Origin of the sequence: Pantoea eucrina, from assembly GCF_001691555.1 — a bacterium.
Taxonomy (GTDB): Bacteria; Pseudomonadota; Gammaproteobacteria; order Enterobacterales; family Enterobacteriaceae; genus Pantoea; species Pantoea borealis.
Map to the genome: position 1 here is coordinate 433,225 of NZ_MAYN01000008.1, position 16,405 is coordinate 449,629.

15 protein-coding genes are annotated in these 16,405 nt (G+C 58.8%); 7 read left to right on the forward strand and 8 right to left on the reverse strand.

Features of this window, described 5'->3' with window-relative positions; genetic code table 11:
- Positions 1 to 17: 17 nt before the first annotated feature.
- A complete protein-coding gene (locus BBA90_RS08160; protein ID WP_065648695.1) occupies positions 18 to 794 on the forward strand; it encodes a DUF3750 domain-containing protein in 777 nt (258 codons plus the stop codon).
- A 32-nt stretch (positions 795 to 826) separates the two neighbouring features.
- Here the strand turns inward: BBA90_RS08160 and BBA90_RS08165 are convergent, their stop codons facing one another.
- The 6 genes from BBA90_RS08165 to ppk1 all read right to left on the reverse strand — a co-directional run bounded on the left by BBA90_RS08165 (position 827) and on the right by ppk1 (position 7,128).
- Positions 827 to 1,006, reverse strand: a complete 180-nt coding sequence (locus tag BBA90_RS08165; protein ID WP_065648696.1) for a DUF2158 domain-containing protein — start codon at positions 1,004 to 1,006, stop codon at positions 827 to 829.
- A 71-nt stretch (positions 1,007 to 1,077) separates the two neighbouring features.
- Positions 1,078 to 2,511 (reverse strand): magnesium transporter, encoded by a 1,434-nt coding sequence (mgtE, locus tag BBA90_RS08170; protein ID WP_065648697.1) that lies wholly within the window; start codon positions 2,509 to 2,511, stop codon positions 1,078 to 1,080.
- 85 nt (positions 2,512 to 2,596) lie between these two features.
- Complete coding sequence (locus BBA90_RS08175; RefSeq protein ID WP_065648698.1) at positions 2,597 to 2,782, reverse strand: YfgG family protein; 186 nt, start codon at positions 2,780 to 2,782, stop codon at positions 2,597 to 2,599.
- A 129-nt stretch (positions 2,783 to 2,911) separates the two neighbouring features.
- Positions 2,912 to 3,511: a tellurite resistance methyltransferase TehB gene (tehB, locus tag BBA90_RS08180; RefSeq protein WP_065648699.1), complete on the reverse strand. Its 600-nt coding sequence runs from the start codon at positions 3,509 to 3,511 to the stop codon at positions 2,912 to 2,914.
- Between the two features lie 27 nt (positions 3,512 to 3,538).
- Positions 3,539 to 5,062: an exopolyphosphatase gene (gene ppx / locus BBA90_RS08185; RefSeq protein WP_065648700.1), complete on the reverse strand. Its 1,524-nt coding sequence runs from the start codon at positions 5,060 to 5,062 to the stop codon at positions 3,539 to 3,541.
- Positions 5,063 to 5,067: 5 nt separating this feature from the next.
- Complete coding sequence (gene ppk1 / locus BBA90_RS08190) at positions 5,068 to 7,128, reverse strand: polyphosphate kinase 1 (protein ID WP_065648701.1); 2,061 nt, start codon at positions 7,126 to 7,128, stop codon at positions 5,068 to 5,070.
- A gap of 181 nt (positions 7,129 to 7,309) precedes the next feature.
- On the opposite strand from ppk1, the gene BBA90_RS08195 reads away from it, so the two are divergent.
- The 3 genes from BBA90_RS08195 to pstB are packed head-to-tail and all read left to right on the forward strand — an operon-like array spanning position 7,310 to position 11,781.
- Positions 7,310 to 9,403: an ABC transporter permease subunit gene (locus BBA90_RS08195; RefSeq protein ID WP_065648702.1), complete on the forward strand. Its 2,094-nt coding sequence runs from the start codon at positions 7,310 to 7,312 to the stop codon at positions 9,401 to 9,403.
- Positions 9,400 to 11,001: a phosphate ABC transporter permease PstA gene (gene pstA, locus BBA90_RS08200; RefSeq protein ID WP_065648703.1), complete on the forward strand. Its 1,602-nt coding sequence runs from the start codon at positions 9,400 to 9,402 to the stop codon at positions 10,999 to 11,001. Before BBA90_RS08195 ends, pstA begins: the two co-directional genes overlap by 4 nt.
- A gap of 12 nt (positions 11,002 to 11,013) precedes the next feature.
- Entirely contained in the window at positions 11,014 to 11,781 is a 768-nt protein-coding gene (pstB, locus tag BBA90_RS08205) for a phosphate ABC transporter ATP-binding protein PstB (RefSeq protein WP_065648704.1), read from the forward strand.
- Positions 11,782 to 12,265: 484 nt separating this feature from the next.
- Here the strand turns inward: pstB and purN are convergent, their stop codons facing one another.
- A complete protein-coding gene (purN, locus tag BBA90_RS08210; protein WP_065648705.1) occupies positions 12,266 to 12,901 on the reverse strand; it encodes a phosphoribosylglycinamide formyltransferase in 636 nt (211 codons plus the stop codon).
- The gene (gene purM / locus BBA90_RS08215) at positions 12,898 to 13,938 is read right to left on the reverse strand and encodes a phosphoribosylformylglycinamidine cyclo-ligase (protein ID WP_065648706.1); all 1,041 of its coding nucleotides are present in this window, start codon (positions 13,936 to 13,938) and stop codon (positions 12,898 to 12,900) included. Before purM ends, purN begins: the two co-directional genes overlap by 4 nt.
- Before the next feature lie 240 nt (positions 13,939 to 14,178).
- Between purM and upp the strand changes: the two genes are divergently transcribed.
- From upp to uraA, 3 genes are read left to right on the forward strand one after another with little or no spacing between them, the layout of a single operon-like run.
- Positions 14,179 to 14,805: a uracil phosphoribosyltransferase gene (upp, locus tag BBA90_RS08220; RefSeq protein WP_039379551.1), complete on the forward strand. Its 627-nt coding sequence runs from the start codon at positions 14,179 to 14,181 to the stop codon at positions 14,803 to 14,805.
- A complete protein-coding gene (locus BBA90_RS08225) occupies positions 14,805 to 15,041 on the forward strand; it encodes a hypothetical protein (protein ID WP_065648707.1) in 237 nt (78 codons plus the stop codon). Before upp ends, BBA90_RS08225 begins: the two co-directional genes overlap by 1 nt.
- 22 nt (positions 15,042 to 15,063) lie before the next feature.
- Entirely contained in the window at positions 15,064 to 16,347 is a 1,284-nt protein-coding gene (gene uraA, locus BBA90_RS08230; RefSeq protein ID WP_065648708.1) for a uracil permease, read from the forward strand.
- The last annotated feature ends 58 nt before the right edge of the window (positions 16,348 to 16,405 follow it).

Here is a 16,405-nt window from a genome sequence, read left to right on the forward strand (position 1 = left end):
GCCCCGGATACCCCTGAATGCTGCCTGTAAAACTTATCCTGCTGACTTTTCTTTGCGCCGTGATCCTGTCGCTGGCGGCGAGCCTGGCGCAGGCGACGCGCAGCGGCGACCTGCAGACCGGGCAGGGCGGCTGGGCTACCGCGCGGCGCGACTCCGCCGGACTGGCACCCGATCCGCAGCGTTACGCCAGCGAGGCGGTGGTGCAGGTCTATGCGGCTCCCACTTACGGCTGGAAAGGCGCAGTGGCGGTGCATCCATGGATCATCTTTAAGCGCGCCGGCGAGATGCAATACAACCGCTATGAGGTGATCAGCTGGGGCAGCGGTGACAAGGTGCGGCGCAACCGCAATCTGCCGGATGGCTACTGGTATGGCGCCCGTCCGCGCCTGCTGGTGGATCACCGCGGGGCGGCAGCGCAGGCGATGATCCCGCAGATTGAGGCGGCGATCCGCTCCTATCCGTGGCCAGCCACCTATCGCGCCTGGCCGGGGCCAAACAGCAATACCTTCCTGGCACACATCGGTCGCGAAGTGCCGGCGCTGAAGCTCGACCTGCCGGCAAACGCGGTCGGCAAGGATTACCGCTCGCTGCTGCACCCGGTCGGGCTGCCGCCCTCGGGGCGCGGTCTGCAGCTGTCGCTGCTGGGCGTACTGGGCGTGACGGTCGGTGCAGAAGAGGGCGTAGAGATGAATATACTGGGACTTAATCTTGGCGTGGATTTCACACCGCTGCGGCTGCGGCTGCCGTTTATCGGCGGCATCGGCCGGGAGAACGTGCAGAAGGATAATCCCTGACGGGGCGCCGCGGAGTGCGGCGCGCCGGGCACTCAGCAGACGCCGAAGTCGCCCTCTTCATGATAGAGGTTGACGCTGTCTGCTTTAATCTCTATCTCTTTTTTCAGCGGGTCGTCGATGCGGGCGCACCAGAGCATATCGCCCTCTGCACGCAGCACCTGCATTTTAGGACCACCGGTTTTTGACTGCACAAAATCGCCTTCGTTAAACATGCTGTGTCTCCATCAGATAAAGGATATGAGTGAGTGTAGCTGCGCCGGCATAAAGGCGCAGCTATCGTGACTCAGTGCGGCAGTAAAAACAGCGTGGCCAGACCGAGAAAGATAAAGAAGCCGCCGGTGTCGGTAAGGGCGGTGATCAGCACGCTGGACCCCACCGCCGGATCGCGCTTCATTTTGGTCATGATCAGCGGAATCAATACGCCCATCAGCGCCGCCAGCAGCAGGTTCAGCACCATCGCCAGCATCATCACGCCGCCAAGCTGAATATTGTCATACATCAGCCAGGTAATGCCTCCCATGATGCTGCCCCAGAACAGGCCGTTGATCAGCGCCACGCCCAGCTCGCGGCCTATCAGGAACGAGAAGTTACCGGGCTCCACCTGATGCAGCGCCAGCGCGCGCACAATCATGGTAATGGTCTGGTTACCGGTATTGCCGCCAATGCCGGCCACAATCGGCATCAGGGTCGCGAGCGCCACCAGCTGCGAAATAGTCGCTTCAAACAGGCCGATGACGCGCGAGGCGATAAATGCGGTGCAGAGGTTAATGGCCAGCCACGTCCAGCGCTTGCTGACCGCTTTACGCACCGGTGCAAACACATCCTCTTCCTGGCTGATACCGCCCATTTTGCGGATGTTGCTCTCATTCTCCTGGTTCACCAGATCGATCACATCTTCTACAGTAATGCGCCCAATCAGTTTGCCTTTGGCGTCGGTGACAGCGGCAGAGATCAGGTTATAGCGCTCAAAAGCGCTGGCGGCATCCTCGGCGTTATCATTGAGCTGAAACGTAGTGGGACGAGGATTCATGACATCTGCGACCAGCGTTTTGGGTTTGTTCAGCAGAATATCGGTCAGCGGCAGCTCACCGAGCAGCTGATTCTGTGCGTTGGTAATAAAAATTTTATCGGTGCCGTTGGGCATGCTGCTGCGTTTGCGCAGAAAGCGCTGCACCGTGGCAAGGGTAACGTCGGCGCGCACGGTGAGAATATTGAAATCCATGATGCGGCCTACGCGATCGCGATCCAGCTCAATCACATCAAGCAGGCGCGCGCGCAGCTGCGGCTCCAGCGTGGTCAGCAGGCGGCCGGTGAGATCGCGCGACAGATAGCGTGCCAGATAAACCTGATCGTCAATATCCAGTGGTTCAATCGCGCGCAGGATCTCGCGATCGCTCATGCCGTCAGTCAGGCTCTCCCAGACGGTTTCTGAGGCTTCAACCAGCACGCGGCCACGCTGTTCTGAGGGCACCAGCTGCCAGAGCGCCCGGCGTTCCTCTTCCGGCAGCGCTTCCAGAATATCAGCGAGGTCGGCGGCATGCAGCGGCGCCAGCTCCTGCTCCAGCTGCTGACGCCAGGCGGCCACTTCGCGCAGCTCTGCGGCGCTGAGGTCGACAGATTTATCCAGCAGGACATCCACTAAGTCCTGTTTGCTTAGCAGCAGCGAGAGAATGCGCTGGCGGGATATGGTTAGTTGTTGTGCGTGCGAGGCAGACATAACGCGTCCTTTGTGTCTGTAAAGTCAGCACAAAGTGTAGCGTGTTACCGGCAGAACGGGCAGAACAAAGGCCGTAATTGCAGCGTCAGCGCGTGTCGCTGCTGCTCAGCGTCGCCGGTTCCGGCAGGGGCTTTTTCTGCTGATGATGCTCAATGGCACCGGGAATGATAAAAATCAGGCGACCAGCCAGAATAAAAAAGCTGATCAGCAAAACGATGCGGGTCATGGTGCCGGTTTTGGGACGTCTTCGTGGTGATAGGGCGCTGTTCACGCGGGTGTTCCTGTTGATACCCCTCAGGGCGATAACAATATTTAGTCACAGTTACCGGATGGGGTCAATCGCTGTATGAAAAATAAGCATTGAATGCGTGCGACAGGGGCCGCAGACCGCGGCCCTGCTTCAGTAACTCGCCTTTTGTGCCAGCAGGGTGGCAAACTGACATTTAATGCGGTTACCGTCGGCGTCACGACGGTGCAGCTCGCCGACATCCTCGTTATATTTTACGATGTGCCAGTTGCGGTAGTAGTGGCTCAGCTCGCCCGATTTAAAGGTAAACGGGAACGCCTGCGTATTGGGGTAATCAGCGGTGCTCATCGCCGCCACAATCAGGTTGTAGCCATACTTCTGCGTACTGGCTTGCATATCGGCAATCAGCTGCGGGATCGTCTCCGGCTGCAGAAACATCATCACCACCGTTGAGAGCACAAACTGATAGCTGCCGTTGAAGCGCAGCTGGTTGAGATCGCACAGCGCTGTCTGAATGTTCGGCAGCTGTTCGGTGGCAATAATGGTATTCAGGTAGTCAAGGCTTGCCGGATTAGCGTCCCAGGCGGTGACGTTAAAGCCGTGCTGGCTGAGATAAAGGCTGTTGCGGCCTTTACCGCAGCCGAGATCCAGCGCGTTGCCCGGCGTCAGCTTTGGCAGCGCCGCGCGCACTTCAGAGTGCGGCGGCGATAAATCATACTTTTCTGTAAACCAGTTATCAGGGCGTGTCGTCATCGTCAGACAGCGGGCAGACGGCCCGCGTTACTCCTCTTCCAGTAGCAGTTTCCAGCCGGTTACGTCGCTCCAGTACGCCTGCTCGCGCTCAAGGTCGAGCTGCACCAGCGTATTCTGGCTGAGGAAACCGGCCGGGAAGGTGAGCGTCCAGTGACCATCATCCGTTGAAAGCTTCAGTGCATCGGGGCGCGTGGTCGCCTGACGCTGGTTATTCAGCAGCGTGCCGAGGCGCAGCAGAAAAATCATCGGCAGCACCTGCTTTTTCTTAAACAGGGTAAAGCGCGGGATCTCATCCTGCTTCACCGCTTTACGATGGAAGCGTACCAGCGTGGCCAGCAGCATCTGTTGATCCTGGTTAAAGCCAGGCATATTAGAGTGCTGCAGGATATAGGCGGAATGCCGCTGCATACCACTGTGATTAATGGTCAGGCCGACCTCATGCAGCAGGGCCGCCCACTTCAGCAGGGCGGTCAGCTGCGGATTCGCCTGCTTCGGATTCTGCTCCTGCCACTGCAGATAGAGCTGCTCTGTGGTTTCCAGCACGCGGCGCGCCTGATCGCTGTCGATCACATAGTGATTCGCCAGGCTCTGCGCGGTACGGCTGCGGATATCCTGATGGCGGAAGCGCCCCTCCATCTCATAGAGAACGCCTTCGCGCAGCGCACCGTCAGAGAGACGCAGTTCGCGGATCGCCAGCGCGTCAAAGACGCCGCACAGGATCGCAAGGCCAGGCACAAACACCGCTTTGCGCTCTTCAGATAAGCCCGGCAGGCTCAGGGAATCAAAGGATTTATGCTTCAGCACTTCGCTGACCAGCATATCGAGATTGTCAGGCGTCACGCGCTTCTCTTTCTCGCCCATCGCCAGCAGCACTTCACAGGCGGCTTTGATACTGCCGGAGGCGCCCAGCGCATATTGCCAGCCGTGCAGGCGATATTGCCACGCCAGCGTCTCCAGCTTGTGGGTGGCGGCAAGGCGGGCGCGGCGAAAATTATCCTGGCTGATTTCGCCTTGCGGGAAATAGAGGTTAGCGAAGCTGACGCAGCCCATGCGGCGGCTCTCAACCAGCTGCGGCTCAAAATCCTCGCCGATCACCAGCTCGGTTGACCCTCCGCCGATATCAATCACCAGCTTGCGCCCTTTTTCCGGCTGAGTATGCTCAACGCCCATGAAAATCAGGCGCGCTTCTTCGTTGCCGGAGATCACCTCAATCGGATAGGGGATCACCTCTGCAGCGCGCTGCAGAAACTCTTCGGCATTGGTTGCGATGCGCAGCGTATGCGTGCCGACAATGGTCACGTTGGCGGCGCTAAAGCCCTGCAGGCGCTCAGCGAACAGAGCCAGGCAGCTCAGACCGCGCACAATCGCGTCTTCGCTCAGCCGGTTCTGCGCGTCAAGCCCGTCAGCCAGGTGCACCCGCTGCTTCAGACGCCCCAGAACCTGCATGGCACCATCTACTACGCGGGCGATCACCATATGAAAACTGTTTGAGCCGAGATCGATGGCCGCAAATTCCTGCGGCTTCGGCGTACTCTTCGGAGTAATTGGCATAGGCGTTATTCAGGTTGTTCCAGTCTCTTGATGTAATCGTAAATCGCCAGCTGCGAGCGCACTTTCCTGCGATTGCCGCGCGGAACATAACGGTTACTCAGCTCTTTGTCTACGATACGTGCTTTCACCGTATCACTTAACAGAATGGCGATAATATCCAGAATCCGCTGTTTAAGACGTGGATCGAGCACCGCCACGGCGACCTCAATGCGGTAATCGATGTTGCGCGTCATCCAGTCAGCCGAGGAGAGAAACACCTTTTTCTCGCCGCCATTTTCAAAAATATACACCCGGTCGTGTTCAAGATAACGATCAACAATGCTGGTAATGCGAATATTTTCACTGATGCCGGGCAGGTCCGGGATCAGCGAGCACATACCGCGCACCAGCAGGTTGATTTTCACCCCGGCTGCCGAGGCCGCATAGAGTCTGTCGACCAGGCCATTATCAACCAGGTTGTTGATTTTTAATGTAATACCGCACGGCTTGCTCTGCTGCGCATTGGCAATCTCCGTATCGATCAGCTGATAGAGCACGGCCCGTGAATTTTGCGGCGACACCATCAGATGTTCAAAGGTCACCGGGCGATAGGGGTTCTCAATGAAGTTAAATACGCGGCGCACTTCGTTCGTGATGCGCGCATCAGCGGTGAGCAGGGAGTAGTCGGTATAAAGGCGCGCGGTCTTCTCATTAAAGTTGCCGGTGCCGATATGCGCATAGCGCACCACCTCTTCATTTTCGCGACGGGAAATCAGAAACAGTTTGGCGTGAATTTTCAGACCAGGCGCAGAGAAGATAACGTGCACGCCCGCCTCAGTCAGCCGCTTGGCCCAGTGGATATTCGCCTCTTCATCAAAGCGCGCCTGCAGCTCAACCACCACCGTGACTTTTTTGCCGTTATGCGCTGCGTGGATCATCGCATCCATGATGCGGGAGTGTTTGGCCACGCGATAGATATTGATTTTAATCGCCAGCACGCTGGGATCGAATGACGCCTGACGCAGCAGCTCCAGCACATGCTCAAAGGTGTGATAAGGGTAGTAGAGCAGCACATCGCGATTGCGGATGGCGTCAAAGCCATTGCGGAAGCCATCAAAGCCGATATGGCGGATCTGCGGCAGCGGCCGGTTGACCAGGTTACTTTTACCGACGTTTGGAAAGCCGATAAAATCTTTAAAGTTATGGTAACGGCCACCCGGTACAATGGAGTCATAGTTGGAAATAGAGAGCTTGTGGCGCAGCATCTCCACCATGGCATCGGGCATGTCGCGCTGATAGACAAAGCGCACCGGCTCAGCAGTAAGACGCTGCTTCAGGCTGGAGGACATCAGCTCCAGCAGGCTCGACTCCATCTCCGTGACCAGATCATATTCGGCGTCGCGCGTCATTTTCATGGAGTAGGCATTCAGCGCATCGTAGTCGAAAAAGCCTTTGAAAATCTCGTCCAGACAGTAGCGCAGGATGTTATCCAGCAGGATCATCGGCTTGCGGCGGCGTGGCGACTCTGCCGGCAGGTTGATAAAACGCGGCACCTTGTCGGACGGAATTTCAAGCAGCGCATAGCGGATATCCTCGCCGCGGATAATCTCCACCGCCAGGTAGGTATAATCATCTTTGAGAAACTCAATCAGATCGGTGTCATGGTTGATCAGAATAGGCGTGACGTGCTGGCGCAGCTGATGCTTGAAATAGTGGCGCAGCCACTCCTGCTGATTAGGTGAAAGCTGGCGTTCGTTGATCAGGAAGATCTGATTGCGCGCCATCTCCAGCAGCAGCTCATTGTAGAGTGCATCAAACTCCTGATCGGACTTCAGCACCCGCTGCTGGATCTTCTTCAGCAGATGCCGCAGGGGAGTGGGTTTACCCTGCTCTTCGCTGATCAGAATGCGCCGCTTTAGATCGGCAAAGCGCACTTTATAGAACTCTTCAAGGTTGTTGGAATAGATACCTAAAAACCGCATGCGCTCAATCAGCGGGTTACTTTTATCCGCCGCTTCCTGCAGCACACGTTCATTAAAGGATAACCAGCTTATTTCTTTTTCGATATACAGCTTTTCCTGACCCATTCTGACTCCGTGATGCTGTGGCGGGACAATATGTCCGGCGCAAGGCGCGCAGTGGTGCGGCTCCGCTCAGTCTCCCTCACCATTATTGCTAGAGTATGGCAGGCTTGTCCAACCGCAACAGTTGTCTTATCAACCCGCTACGGGCAACATAGCGACTCTCTAATCTGAATCCCTGACCGGCATGAGCATAAACCATATTCCTGTTGAATTTAATGACCGTCGCCGGCGCGCCATCGATCGCTTCGTGCGGCGCATGGTGACGGCGTGCGGCGCAGGAATATTGCTGCTGATGCTGCTGCTGTTCTTCTGGCTTATCTGGGTGGTTCTGCCCTTATTCAGCGCGCCACAGCTTCAGCCTGCGCTCAGTCAGCAGCTGTGGGATAAAACGCCGGCGCTGGCGCTGGGCAGCAGCGGCACATTGGGCTGGCGTATCAGCCCTCATGAAGCGCGCTTTATTCCGCTTAACGGCGACCCTGCCGGCCCAGCGCTGGCGCTTTCGGACGCGCCGCAGGCTGCCGTTACCAGCAGCGCTGCTGATGCAGTGTTACTCAACGTGCAGGGCGCTCTGCTGTTGATGCAGCCGCGGATAGATCACCATCACGGCGAGTGGTATTTTCCGCTGGGCGATCGGCCGCTGCGGCTGCCGCAGGGTGCCGTCAGCCAGATGGCGCTGGCACAGACCGGCGAGGGGCAGTGGCGTATTGCTGCACAGACGCCAGCGGGGATCAGCGTGCTGACACTGGCTGGCCAGCAGCAGGTCAGCCAGGTCGTGCTGCCGCAGCAGCACGCCGATCAGCTGCTGCTGTCGCCTGACGGCACGCAGCTTTTTACCAGTCGTGAGCGCCAGCTTCAGGTGTGGCAGATTAGCGCCGGGGGCGCAGAGCTGCGTGAAACGCAGACGCTGACGCATCCGGTTGCGAGCCTGCATATGCTGGCGGGGGGCCGATCGCTGCTGATCAGAGACGATCGCGGTGTCAGCCAGTGGTTTGCCATTACCGGCGAGCGCGGTCCGCGTCTGCAAAAAATCAAAACCTGGCACGGCTCACAGGGCGCGCAGGGTGTGGTGACGGAGCCACAGCGCCGGGTATTTGCCAGCTGGGATGGGCAGGGCGTGCTCAGCCTGTTTGCCAGCAAACAGTCAGGGCCGATCCTGACGCGTCAGCTGGCACCGGGTATTCAGGCGGTCGCCTTTTCGCCGCGCGGTGACGGGCTGATTGTCGAGCGCGCCGGGCACTGGCAGCAGTTCCGGCTTGATAATCCGTGGCCTGATGTTACCTGGCGTAACCTGTGGCAGAAAATCTGGTACGAGAATTATCCGCAGCCCGACTGGGTGTGGCAATCCACCGCTGCCGGCGACAGCTATCAGGCGAAATTCAGTCTGATTCCGCTGGTCATTGGCACGCTCAAAGCCGCCGCGCTGGCGCTGCTGTTTGCCACGCCGCTGGCGCTGGCTGCGGCTATCTACACCGCCTGGTTTATGTCGCCGGGCCTGCGGCGCTGGGTTAAGCCTGGTATTGAGATGATGGGCGCGCTGCCGAGTGTGGTGATTGGCCTGATTGCCGGTATCTGGATGGCACCGCATATCAGCCACGCGCTGGCGGGCGTACTGCTGCTGCCGGTGATACTGGCCGCTACGCTGCTGCTGTGCGGCGTGCTGAGTCCGCGACTGCCGGCGCGCTGCCGTCGCCCGGGTGTTGAGGTGCTGTTATTGCTGCCGCTGCTGCTGCTGGTCACGCTGCTGACGCTATGGCTGGCGGGCCGGCTCTGGCCGGACGCCGGTGAACAGCTTATCCACTACGAACAGCGCAATCTGCTGGTTGCCGCGGTGGCAATGGGGTTTGCGCTGGTGCCTCTGATATTTACCCTGGCGGAAGATGCGCTGTTCAGCGTACCGGGGGCGCTCGGACAGGGCTCACTGGCGCTGGGTGCCACGCCGTGGCAGACCCTGACGCGGGTGGTGCTGCCTGGTGCGTCGGCAGGCATTTTCGCGGCACTGATGATCGGTTTTGGCCGGGCGGTGGGGGAGACGATGATCGTGCTGATGGCCACCGGCAACACGCCGGTAAGTGAAGGCGGGCTTTTTGCCGGGCTGCGGGCGCTGTCAGCGAATATCGCAATAGAGATGCCGGAGGCGGCAGCGGGCAGCGCACACTACCGCATTCTGTTTCTCAGCGCGCTGCTGCTGCTGCTCTTTACGCTGGTTATCAACACGGTGGCAGAAGTGATCCGCCAGCGGCTGCGCCGGCGTTACGGTCAGCATGAGGGACAGGGATGAAAAACGCACATCGTCAGAACGATCGCTGGCGCTGGCTGACGGCGGGGGCGGTGGCTGTCTGTTTGCTGGCGTTTACGCTGCTGATTGGTCTGCTTGGCTGGCAGGGGGGGCGTGCATTCTGGCCGCAGCCGGTGGATCGCTATCAGTTTCAGGCCTCTGGCACCGCGCCGGTTACGCTACTGGGCGAAACGCTGCAGGCAGAGCGGCAGAGCACCGGATGGCGCTATCTGGTGAAAACCGGCAACCGTGATTTTGCTGCCCCTGATTTCCGCGTGATTTACAGTCGCGCGCCAGCTGTTGCTGAACAGCCGCGTGACGTGCTGGTGCTGCAACGGCGCAACGGCGGTAACGCTTACGGCTGGCTGGTGGCGCTGCGGGAAGACAACGAGACACTTACCGCACATAATCGCGATGCGCTGCTGCAGCAGCGCCTGCAGCAGGTACAGGAGCAGCTGCGTCAGGCTGAGAATATTCGCCGTGTCGATATGGCGCGTCTTAACGCGCAGCTGGAAAATCTGCAGCAGCAGGCGGATGAGCAGCAGCACGAGCAGCGTTTTGGTCTGCAGCAGCAGTCAGAGTTTGATGCCAACAGCGCAGCCCTGCATCGTCGCTTCAGCGCGCTGGCTGAGCAGCTGGCACATCTGCAGCGGGCGAGCCAGCGCGATACGCTGATCCTCCGCGACGCGCAGGGGACGGAACATACCCTGCCGCTGGCGCAGATTGTGGCGGCCTGGTATCCCAATAACATGAGCGTGACGCAAAAAGCGCAGCACTTTTTCCGGCAGGTGTGGCAGTTTGTCAGCGATTCACCCGCGGCAGGTGGCAGCGAGAGCGGCGCGTTTCCGGCTATTTTTGGTACGGTGCTGATGGTGGTGCTGATGTCGGTCATTGTTATGCCGCTCGGCGTGGTGGCTGCCGTCTGGCTGCATGAGTATGCCGGACGTCATACCCTGACGCGGCTGGTGCGCATCGCCGTGGTGAACCTTGCGGGCGTGCCCTCTATTGTTTATGGCGTATTTGGCCTCGGCTTTTTTGTCTGGCTGATTGGCGGCACGCTCGATCAGCTCTTTTTTTCCCGGGCGCTGCCAAACCCGACCTTTGGTACACCCGGCCTGCTGTGGGCGTCGCTGACGCTGGCGCTGCTGACGCTGCCGGTGGTGATTGTGGCAACAGAAGAGGGATTGTCACGGATACCCGATACGCTGCGTCAGGGATCGCTGGCGCTGGGGGCCACGCAGGCGGAAACGCTGTGGCGGGTGGTACTGCCGCTGGCGGTGCCGGCGATGCTCACCGGGCTGATTCTGGCGGTAGCGCGCGCGGCGGGAGAGACGGCGCCGCTGATGCTGGTCGGCGTGGTTAAAATGGTGCCGGAGCTGCCGGTAGACGCCGTGTTTCCTTATCTGCATCTTGACCGCAAATTTATGCACCTCGGCTTTCAGATTTACGATCTGGCCTTTCAGAGCCCGAACATCGATGCCGATCGGCCGCTGGTTTACGCCACCGCACTGCTGCTGGTAATGATCATTCTGTCGCTGAATCTGCTGGCGATGGTACTGCGCCACCGGCTGCGGGAGCGTTACCGGCTGATGACGCACTAATAAGGTTGGAACATGACGTCCGATGAGAACATTGCGCTACGCGTAAATAAATTATCGCTCTGGTACGGCGAGCGCCAGGCGCTGAACGCTATCGATCTGCAGATCCCGAAAAACCGTATCACGGCGCTGATTGGCCCCTCCGGCTGCGGAAAATCCACGCTGCTGCGCTGTTTTAACCGTATGAACGACATGATTAGCGGCTGCCGTACCGAAGGGGAAATTCTGCTGGACCAGCTGCCGGTGATGCAGGCGGGGCAGGATTTGCCGGCGCTGCGGCGGCGCATCGGCATGGTGTTTCAGCGTCCTAATCCGTTTCCCAAATCGATTTATGAGAACGTGGTGTATGGCCTGCGTCTGCAGGGCGTGCGCGATCGCCGCGTTTTAAATGAGGCGTGTGAACGCGCACTGCGCGCGGCGGCGCTCTGGGGAGAGGTGAAAGATCATCTGGCGCAGAATGCGCTGACGCTCTCCAGCGGCCAGCAGCAGCGGCTGGTGATCGCGCGGGCCATTGCGATTGAGCCGGAAGTTCTGCTGCTGGATGAGCCGACCTCTGCGCTCGATCCTATCTCTACGCTGGTGATTGAAGAGCTGATGACCACGCTGAAAGCGCATTTCACGCTGGTGCTGGTGACGCATAATATGCAGCAGGCGGCCCGCGTGTCTGATTACACCGCGTTTATGCATCAGGGACAGCTGATTGAGTTTGGAGATACCGATCGGATTTTCACCGCACCCGGCGTGCGCCGCACCGAAGAGTACATCACCGGCCGGTTCGGTTAATGCCGGTTACCGGAGGCGTCATTGCGTTCCGCACGCGAATCAACCCAGGGGCGCATGAATGGCGTCATTAGGTTCCGCGCGCGAATTAACCCAGGGGCGCATGAATGCGCCCCCTACGGGGGGGATAAATGTAGGGGGCGCATTAATGCGCCCCGGGTTGCGGGGTATCGAACGGGCGTCGTCGCGTTCCGCACGCGAATCAACCCAGGGGCGCATCAATGGCGTCATTAGGTTCCGCACGCGAATTAACCCAGGGGCGCATGAATGCGCCCCCTACGGGGGGGGATAAATGTAGGGGGCGCATTAATGCGCCCCGGGTTGCGGGGTATCGAACGGGCGTCGTCGCGTTCCGCACGCGAATTAACCCAGGGGCGCATGAATGGCGTCATTAGGTTCCGCACGCGAATTAACCCAGGGGCGCATGAATGCGCCCCCTACGGGGGGGGATAAATGTAGGGGGCGCATTAATGCGCCCCGGGCATTCCTAGGGTGCATACCCCTGCGCGGGCAGCGGCTGACCATCCAGCCAGGCCCTGCCGTCGCGCATCACCAGCCGGCCATCCATAAACCAGCCGATCGCCAGCGGGTAGATAGCATGCTCCTGATGCTGCACGCGCGCCGTTATCTCAGCTTCATCATCGCCGGCAAAAATCGGTACCCGCGCCTGCAGGACCACCGGACCACCATCCAGCTCATCGGTGACAAAATGCACCGACGTGCCGTGCTCCTTATCGCCGTTCTCCAGCGCCTGACGATGGGTATGCAGGCCAGGATATTTTGGCAGCAGAGAAGGGTGGATGTTCAGCAGGCGATCGTGATAATGCGCAACAAAGGCGCTGCTGAGAATGCGCATATACCCTGCCAGCACCACCAGATCGGGCTCGCAGGCGTCTATCTCCTGCATCAGCTGGCGATCAAAGGCTTCGCGATCGGGGAAGTCGCCGGGCGACAGCGCCAGGCCCGGCACGCTCGCCTGCTGCGCGCGCGTCAGGCCGTAAGCGTGCTCTTTATTACTGAAAACGGCAGCAACGCTGCCGTTGATCCGCCCGCTGGCGCAGGCGTCAAGGATGGACTGAAGATTACTGCCGTTGCCGGAGATCAGTACAACCAGTTTTTTCATGAATGGATAACCACACGCTCTGCGGAATCAGACGCCTTAATAACGCCGATTTTCCACGCCTGCTCGCCGGCATCCTGCATCAGCTGGACCGCTTTGTCCGCTTCATCCGGGCTAAGGGCAATCACCATGCCGACGCCGCAGTTAAAGGTGCGATACATCTCATGACGGCTGACGTTCCCGGCCTGCTGCAGCCAGCTGAACACCGCCGGCCACTGCCAGCTCTGCTCGTCCAGTACCGCCTGCGTATTATCAGGCAGCACGCGCGGAATGTTTTCCCAGAAGCCGCCGCCGGTAAGGTGGGCAATGGCGTGAACATCCACCTGCTCAATCAGGCTCAGGATATTTTTTACATAGATGCGGGTCGGGGCCAGCAGGTGATCGGCCAGCGACTTACCTTCCAGCTGCTCGCGTTCCGGGTCGGTAGCGCTGACTTCCAGAATTTTGCGTACCAGCGAATAGCCGTTGGAGTGCGGGCCGCTTGCTCCCAGGGCAATCAGCACGTCACCATCCTGGACTTTACTGCCGTCGATGATCTCTGATTTCTCGACCACGCCGACGCAGAAGCCGGCAACATCATAATCTTCGCCGTGATACATGCCCGGCATTTCCGCTGTCTCTCCGCCTACCAGCGCGCAGCCTGACTGCAGGCAGCCTTCGGCAATACCGGTAATCACCGCAGAGGCGGTGTCAACGTCCAGCTTGCCGGTTGCGTAGTAGTCGAGGAAGAACAGCGGCTCAGCGCCCTGTACCACCAGATCGTTTACACACATTGCGACCAGATCGATACCGATGCTGTCGTGACGCTTGAGATCCATCGCCAGGCGCAGCTTGGTGCCGACGCCATCCGTTCCCGAAACCAGCACCGGCTCGCGATATTTCTGCGGCAGCGCACACAGCGCGCCAAAGCCGCCCAGCCCACCCATCACTTCCGGGCGGCGGGTTTTCTTTACTACGCCTTTAATACGGTCAACCAGATCGTTACCAGCATCAATATCAACACCGGCGTCTTTGTAGCTGAGAGAGGTTTTGTCGGTCACTGCGGAATCCCCACGCGATTGCGATTGGTGGCAAAAATTAAGCGCGGCAATTCTAACAGCGCAGGCAAACGTTTGCGAGTCTGATCTCGCGCCGGATATTCGTTGTGTCAGATTTTCGCAATTCCGCTATTCTCAGGACAGGCAGCCACCCCCCTGCGCAATCCGCTGTGGCGCAAAAGCAAAAAGGCGGTATAATCCGGCGATTTTTTTTTAGCTCAACTCAATTCCGGGAGAACAATCATGAAAATCGTGGAAGTCAGACACCCGCTGGTTAAACACAAACTCGGCCTGATGCGTGAGCATGATATCAGCACCAAACGCTTTCGCGAGCTGGCCTCGGAAGTAGGCAGCCTGCTGACTTATGAAGCCACCGCCGATCTCGAAACCGAACGCGTGACGATTGAAGGCTGGAACGGCCCGGTTGATGTTGATCAAATCAAAGGTAAAAAAATTACCGTGGTCCCTATTCTGCGTGCCGGTCTCGGCATGATGGAAGGGGTGCTGGAGCACGTACCAAGCGCGCGTATCAGCGTGGTGGGCGTCTACCGCGATGAAGAGACGCTGGAGCCGGTGCCCTATTTCCAGAAGCTGGTCTCTAACATCGAAGAACGCATGGCGCTGGTCGTCGATCCGATGCTGGCGACCGGTGGCTCCATGATTGCAACCATCGACCTGCTGAAAAAAGCGGGCTGCAGCAGCATCAAGGTGCTGGTACTGGTGGCGGCACCGGAAGGCATTGCGGCGCTGGAGAAAGCGCATCCGGACGTTGAGCTCTATACCGCGTCAGTCGATCAGGGGCTGAATGAGAAAGGCTATATCATTCCGGGTCTCGGCGATGCCGGCGATAAGATCTTCGGAACGAAATAATGTTTACTCCGGGCTATGTTGCTGGTCACTCTGCCTCCGGGCAGTGCCCGAAACCGTTGCCTGCGCCGGTACGCTCCGGCTGCTGCGCGCTGGCCGTGAACCCATTGCCGCCAGCAACACCCGGCCTGCGCCTGCAGGCAGAATATGCATTAGCATTTTTTAAAGAACAGTATTTGAGCAGCCGACCAGAGAGTCGGCTTTTTTTTAACAAAAAAACAGTAATTAACCGCCTGTAATACAGGAAGGGAAGGGGATACGATGACGAGACGTGCCATTGGGGTGAACGAACGCCCGCCGCTGCTGCAAACCATTCCACTCAGCCTGCAGCATCTGTTTGCGATGTTTGGCGCCACGGTGCTGGTGCCGATACTGTTTCATATTAACCCGGCGACCGTGCTGCTGTTTAATGGCGTCGGCACGTTACTCTATCTGTTTATCTGCAAAGGTAAAATTCCCGCTTATCTCGGCTCCAGCTTTGCTTTTATTTCACCGGTACTGCTGCTGCTGCCGCTGGGTTACGAAGTGGCGCTGGGCGGCTTTATTCTGTGCGGTCTGCTGTTCTGTATTGTGGCGCTGATTGTGAAAAAAGCGGGCACCGGCTGGCTGGATGTGATGTTTCCACCCGCTGCGATGGGCGCTATCGTGGCCGTTATCGGTCTGGAACTGGCAGGCGTGGCGGCGAACATGGCGGGCCTGCTGCCGGCAGAAGGTACGGCACCGGACAGCACCACCGTGCTGATCTCCATGGTTACGCTGGCGGTCACGGTGTTTGGCTCCGTGCTGTTTCGCGGTTTTCTTGCCATCATCCCAATCCTGATTGGTGTGCTGGTGGGCTACGCACTCTCATCAATGCTGGGGATTGTTGACTGGCGCAGCGTGGAGAACGCGCCCTGGTTTGCGCTGCCAACCTTCTACACGCCGCGCTTTGAGTGGGCAGCCATGCTGACCATTCTGCCTGCCGCGCTGGTGGTGATTGCCGAGCACGTCGGGCACCTGGTGGTGACTGCAAATATTGTGAAGAAAGATCTGATCCGCGATCCGGGGCTGCACCGCTCCATGTTCGCCAACGGCCTCTCGACCATGTTCTCCGGCTTTTTTGGGTCAACGCCCAACACGACCTATGGCGAAAACATCGGTGTGATGGCGATCACCCGCGTTTACAGCACCTGGGTTATTGGCGGAGCAGCCATTTTTGCCATTCTGCTCTCCTGCGTGGGCAAGCTGGCGGCGGCGATTCAGGCGATCCCGGTGCCGGTGATGGGCGGCGTATCGCTGCTGCTGTATGGCGTGATCGGCGCCTCCGGTATTCGCGTGCTGATTGAATCGAAAGTGGACTACAACAAAGCGCAGAACCTGATCCTGACCTCAGTGATCCTGATCATCGGCGTGAGCGGTGCCAAAGTCCATATCGGCGCGGCAGAGCTGAAAGGCATGGCGCTGGCTACGCTGGTAGGCGTTGCGCTGGCATTGATTTTCCGGGTTATCAATATCTTACGCCCGGAAGAGGTGGTGCTGGACGCGCAGGAACATCAGGATCGCTAAGCGCGTCCGCCGGGCAGGGACGCCCGGTTCATCTCTGCAGAGGATCGTGATAAACTTG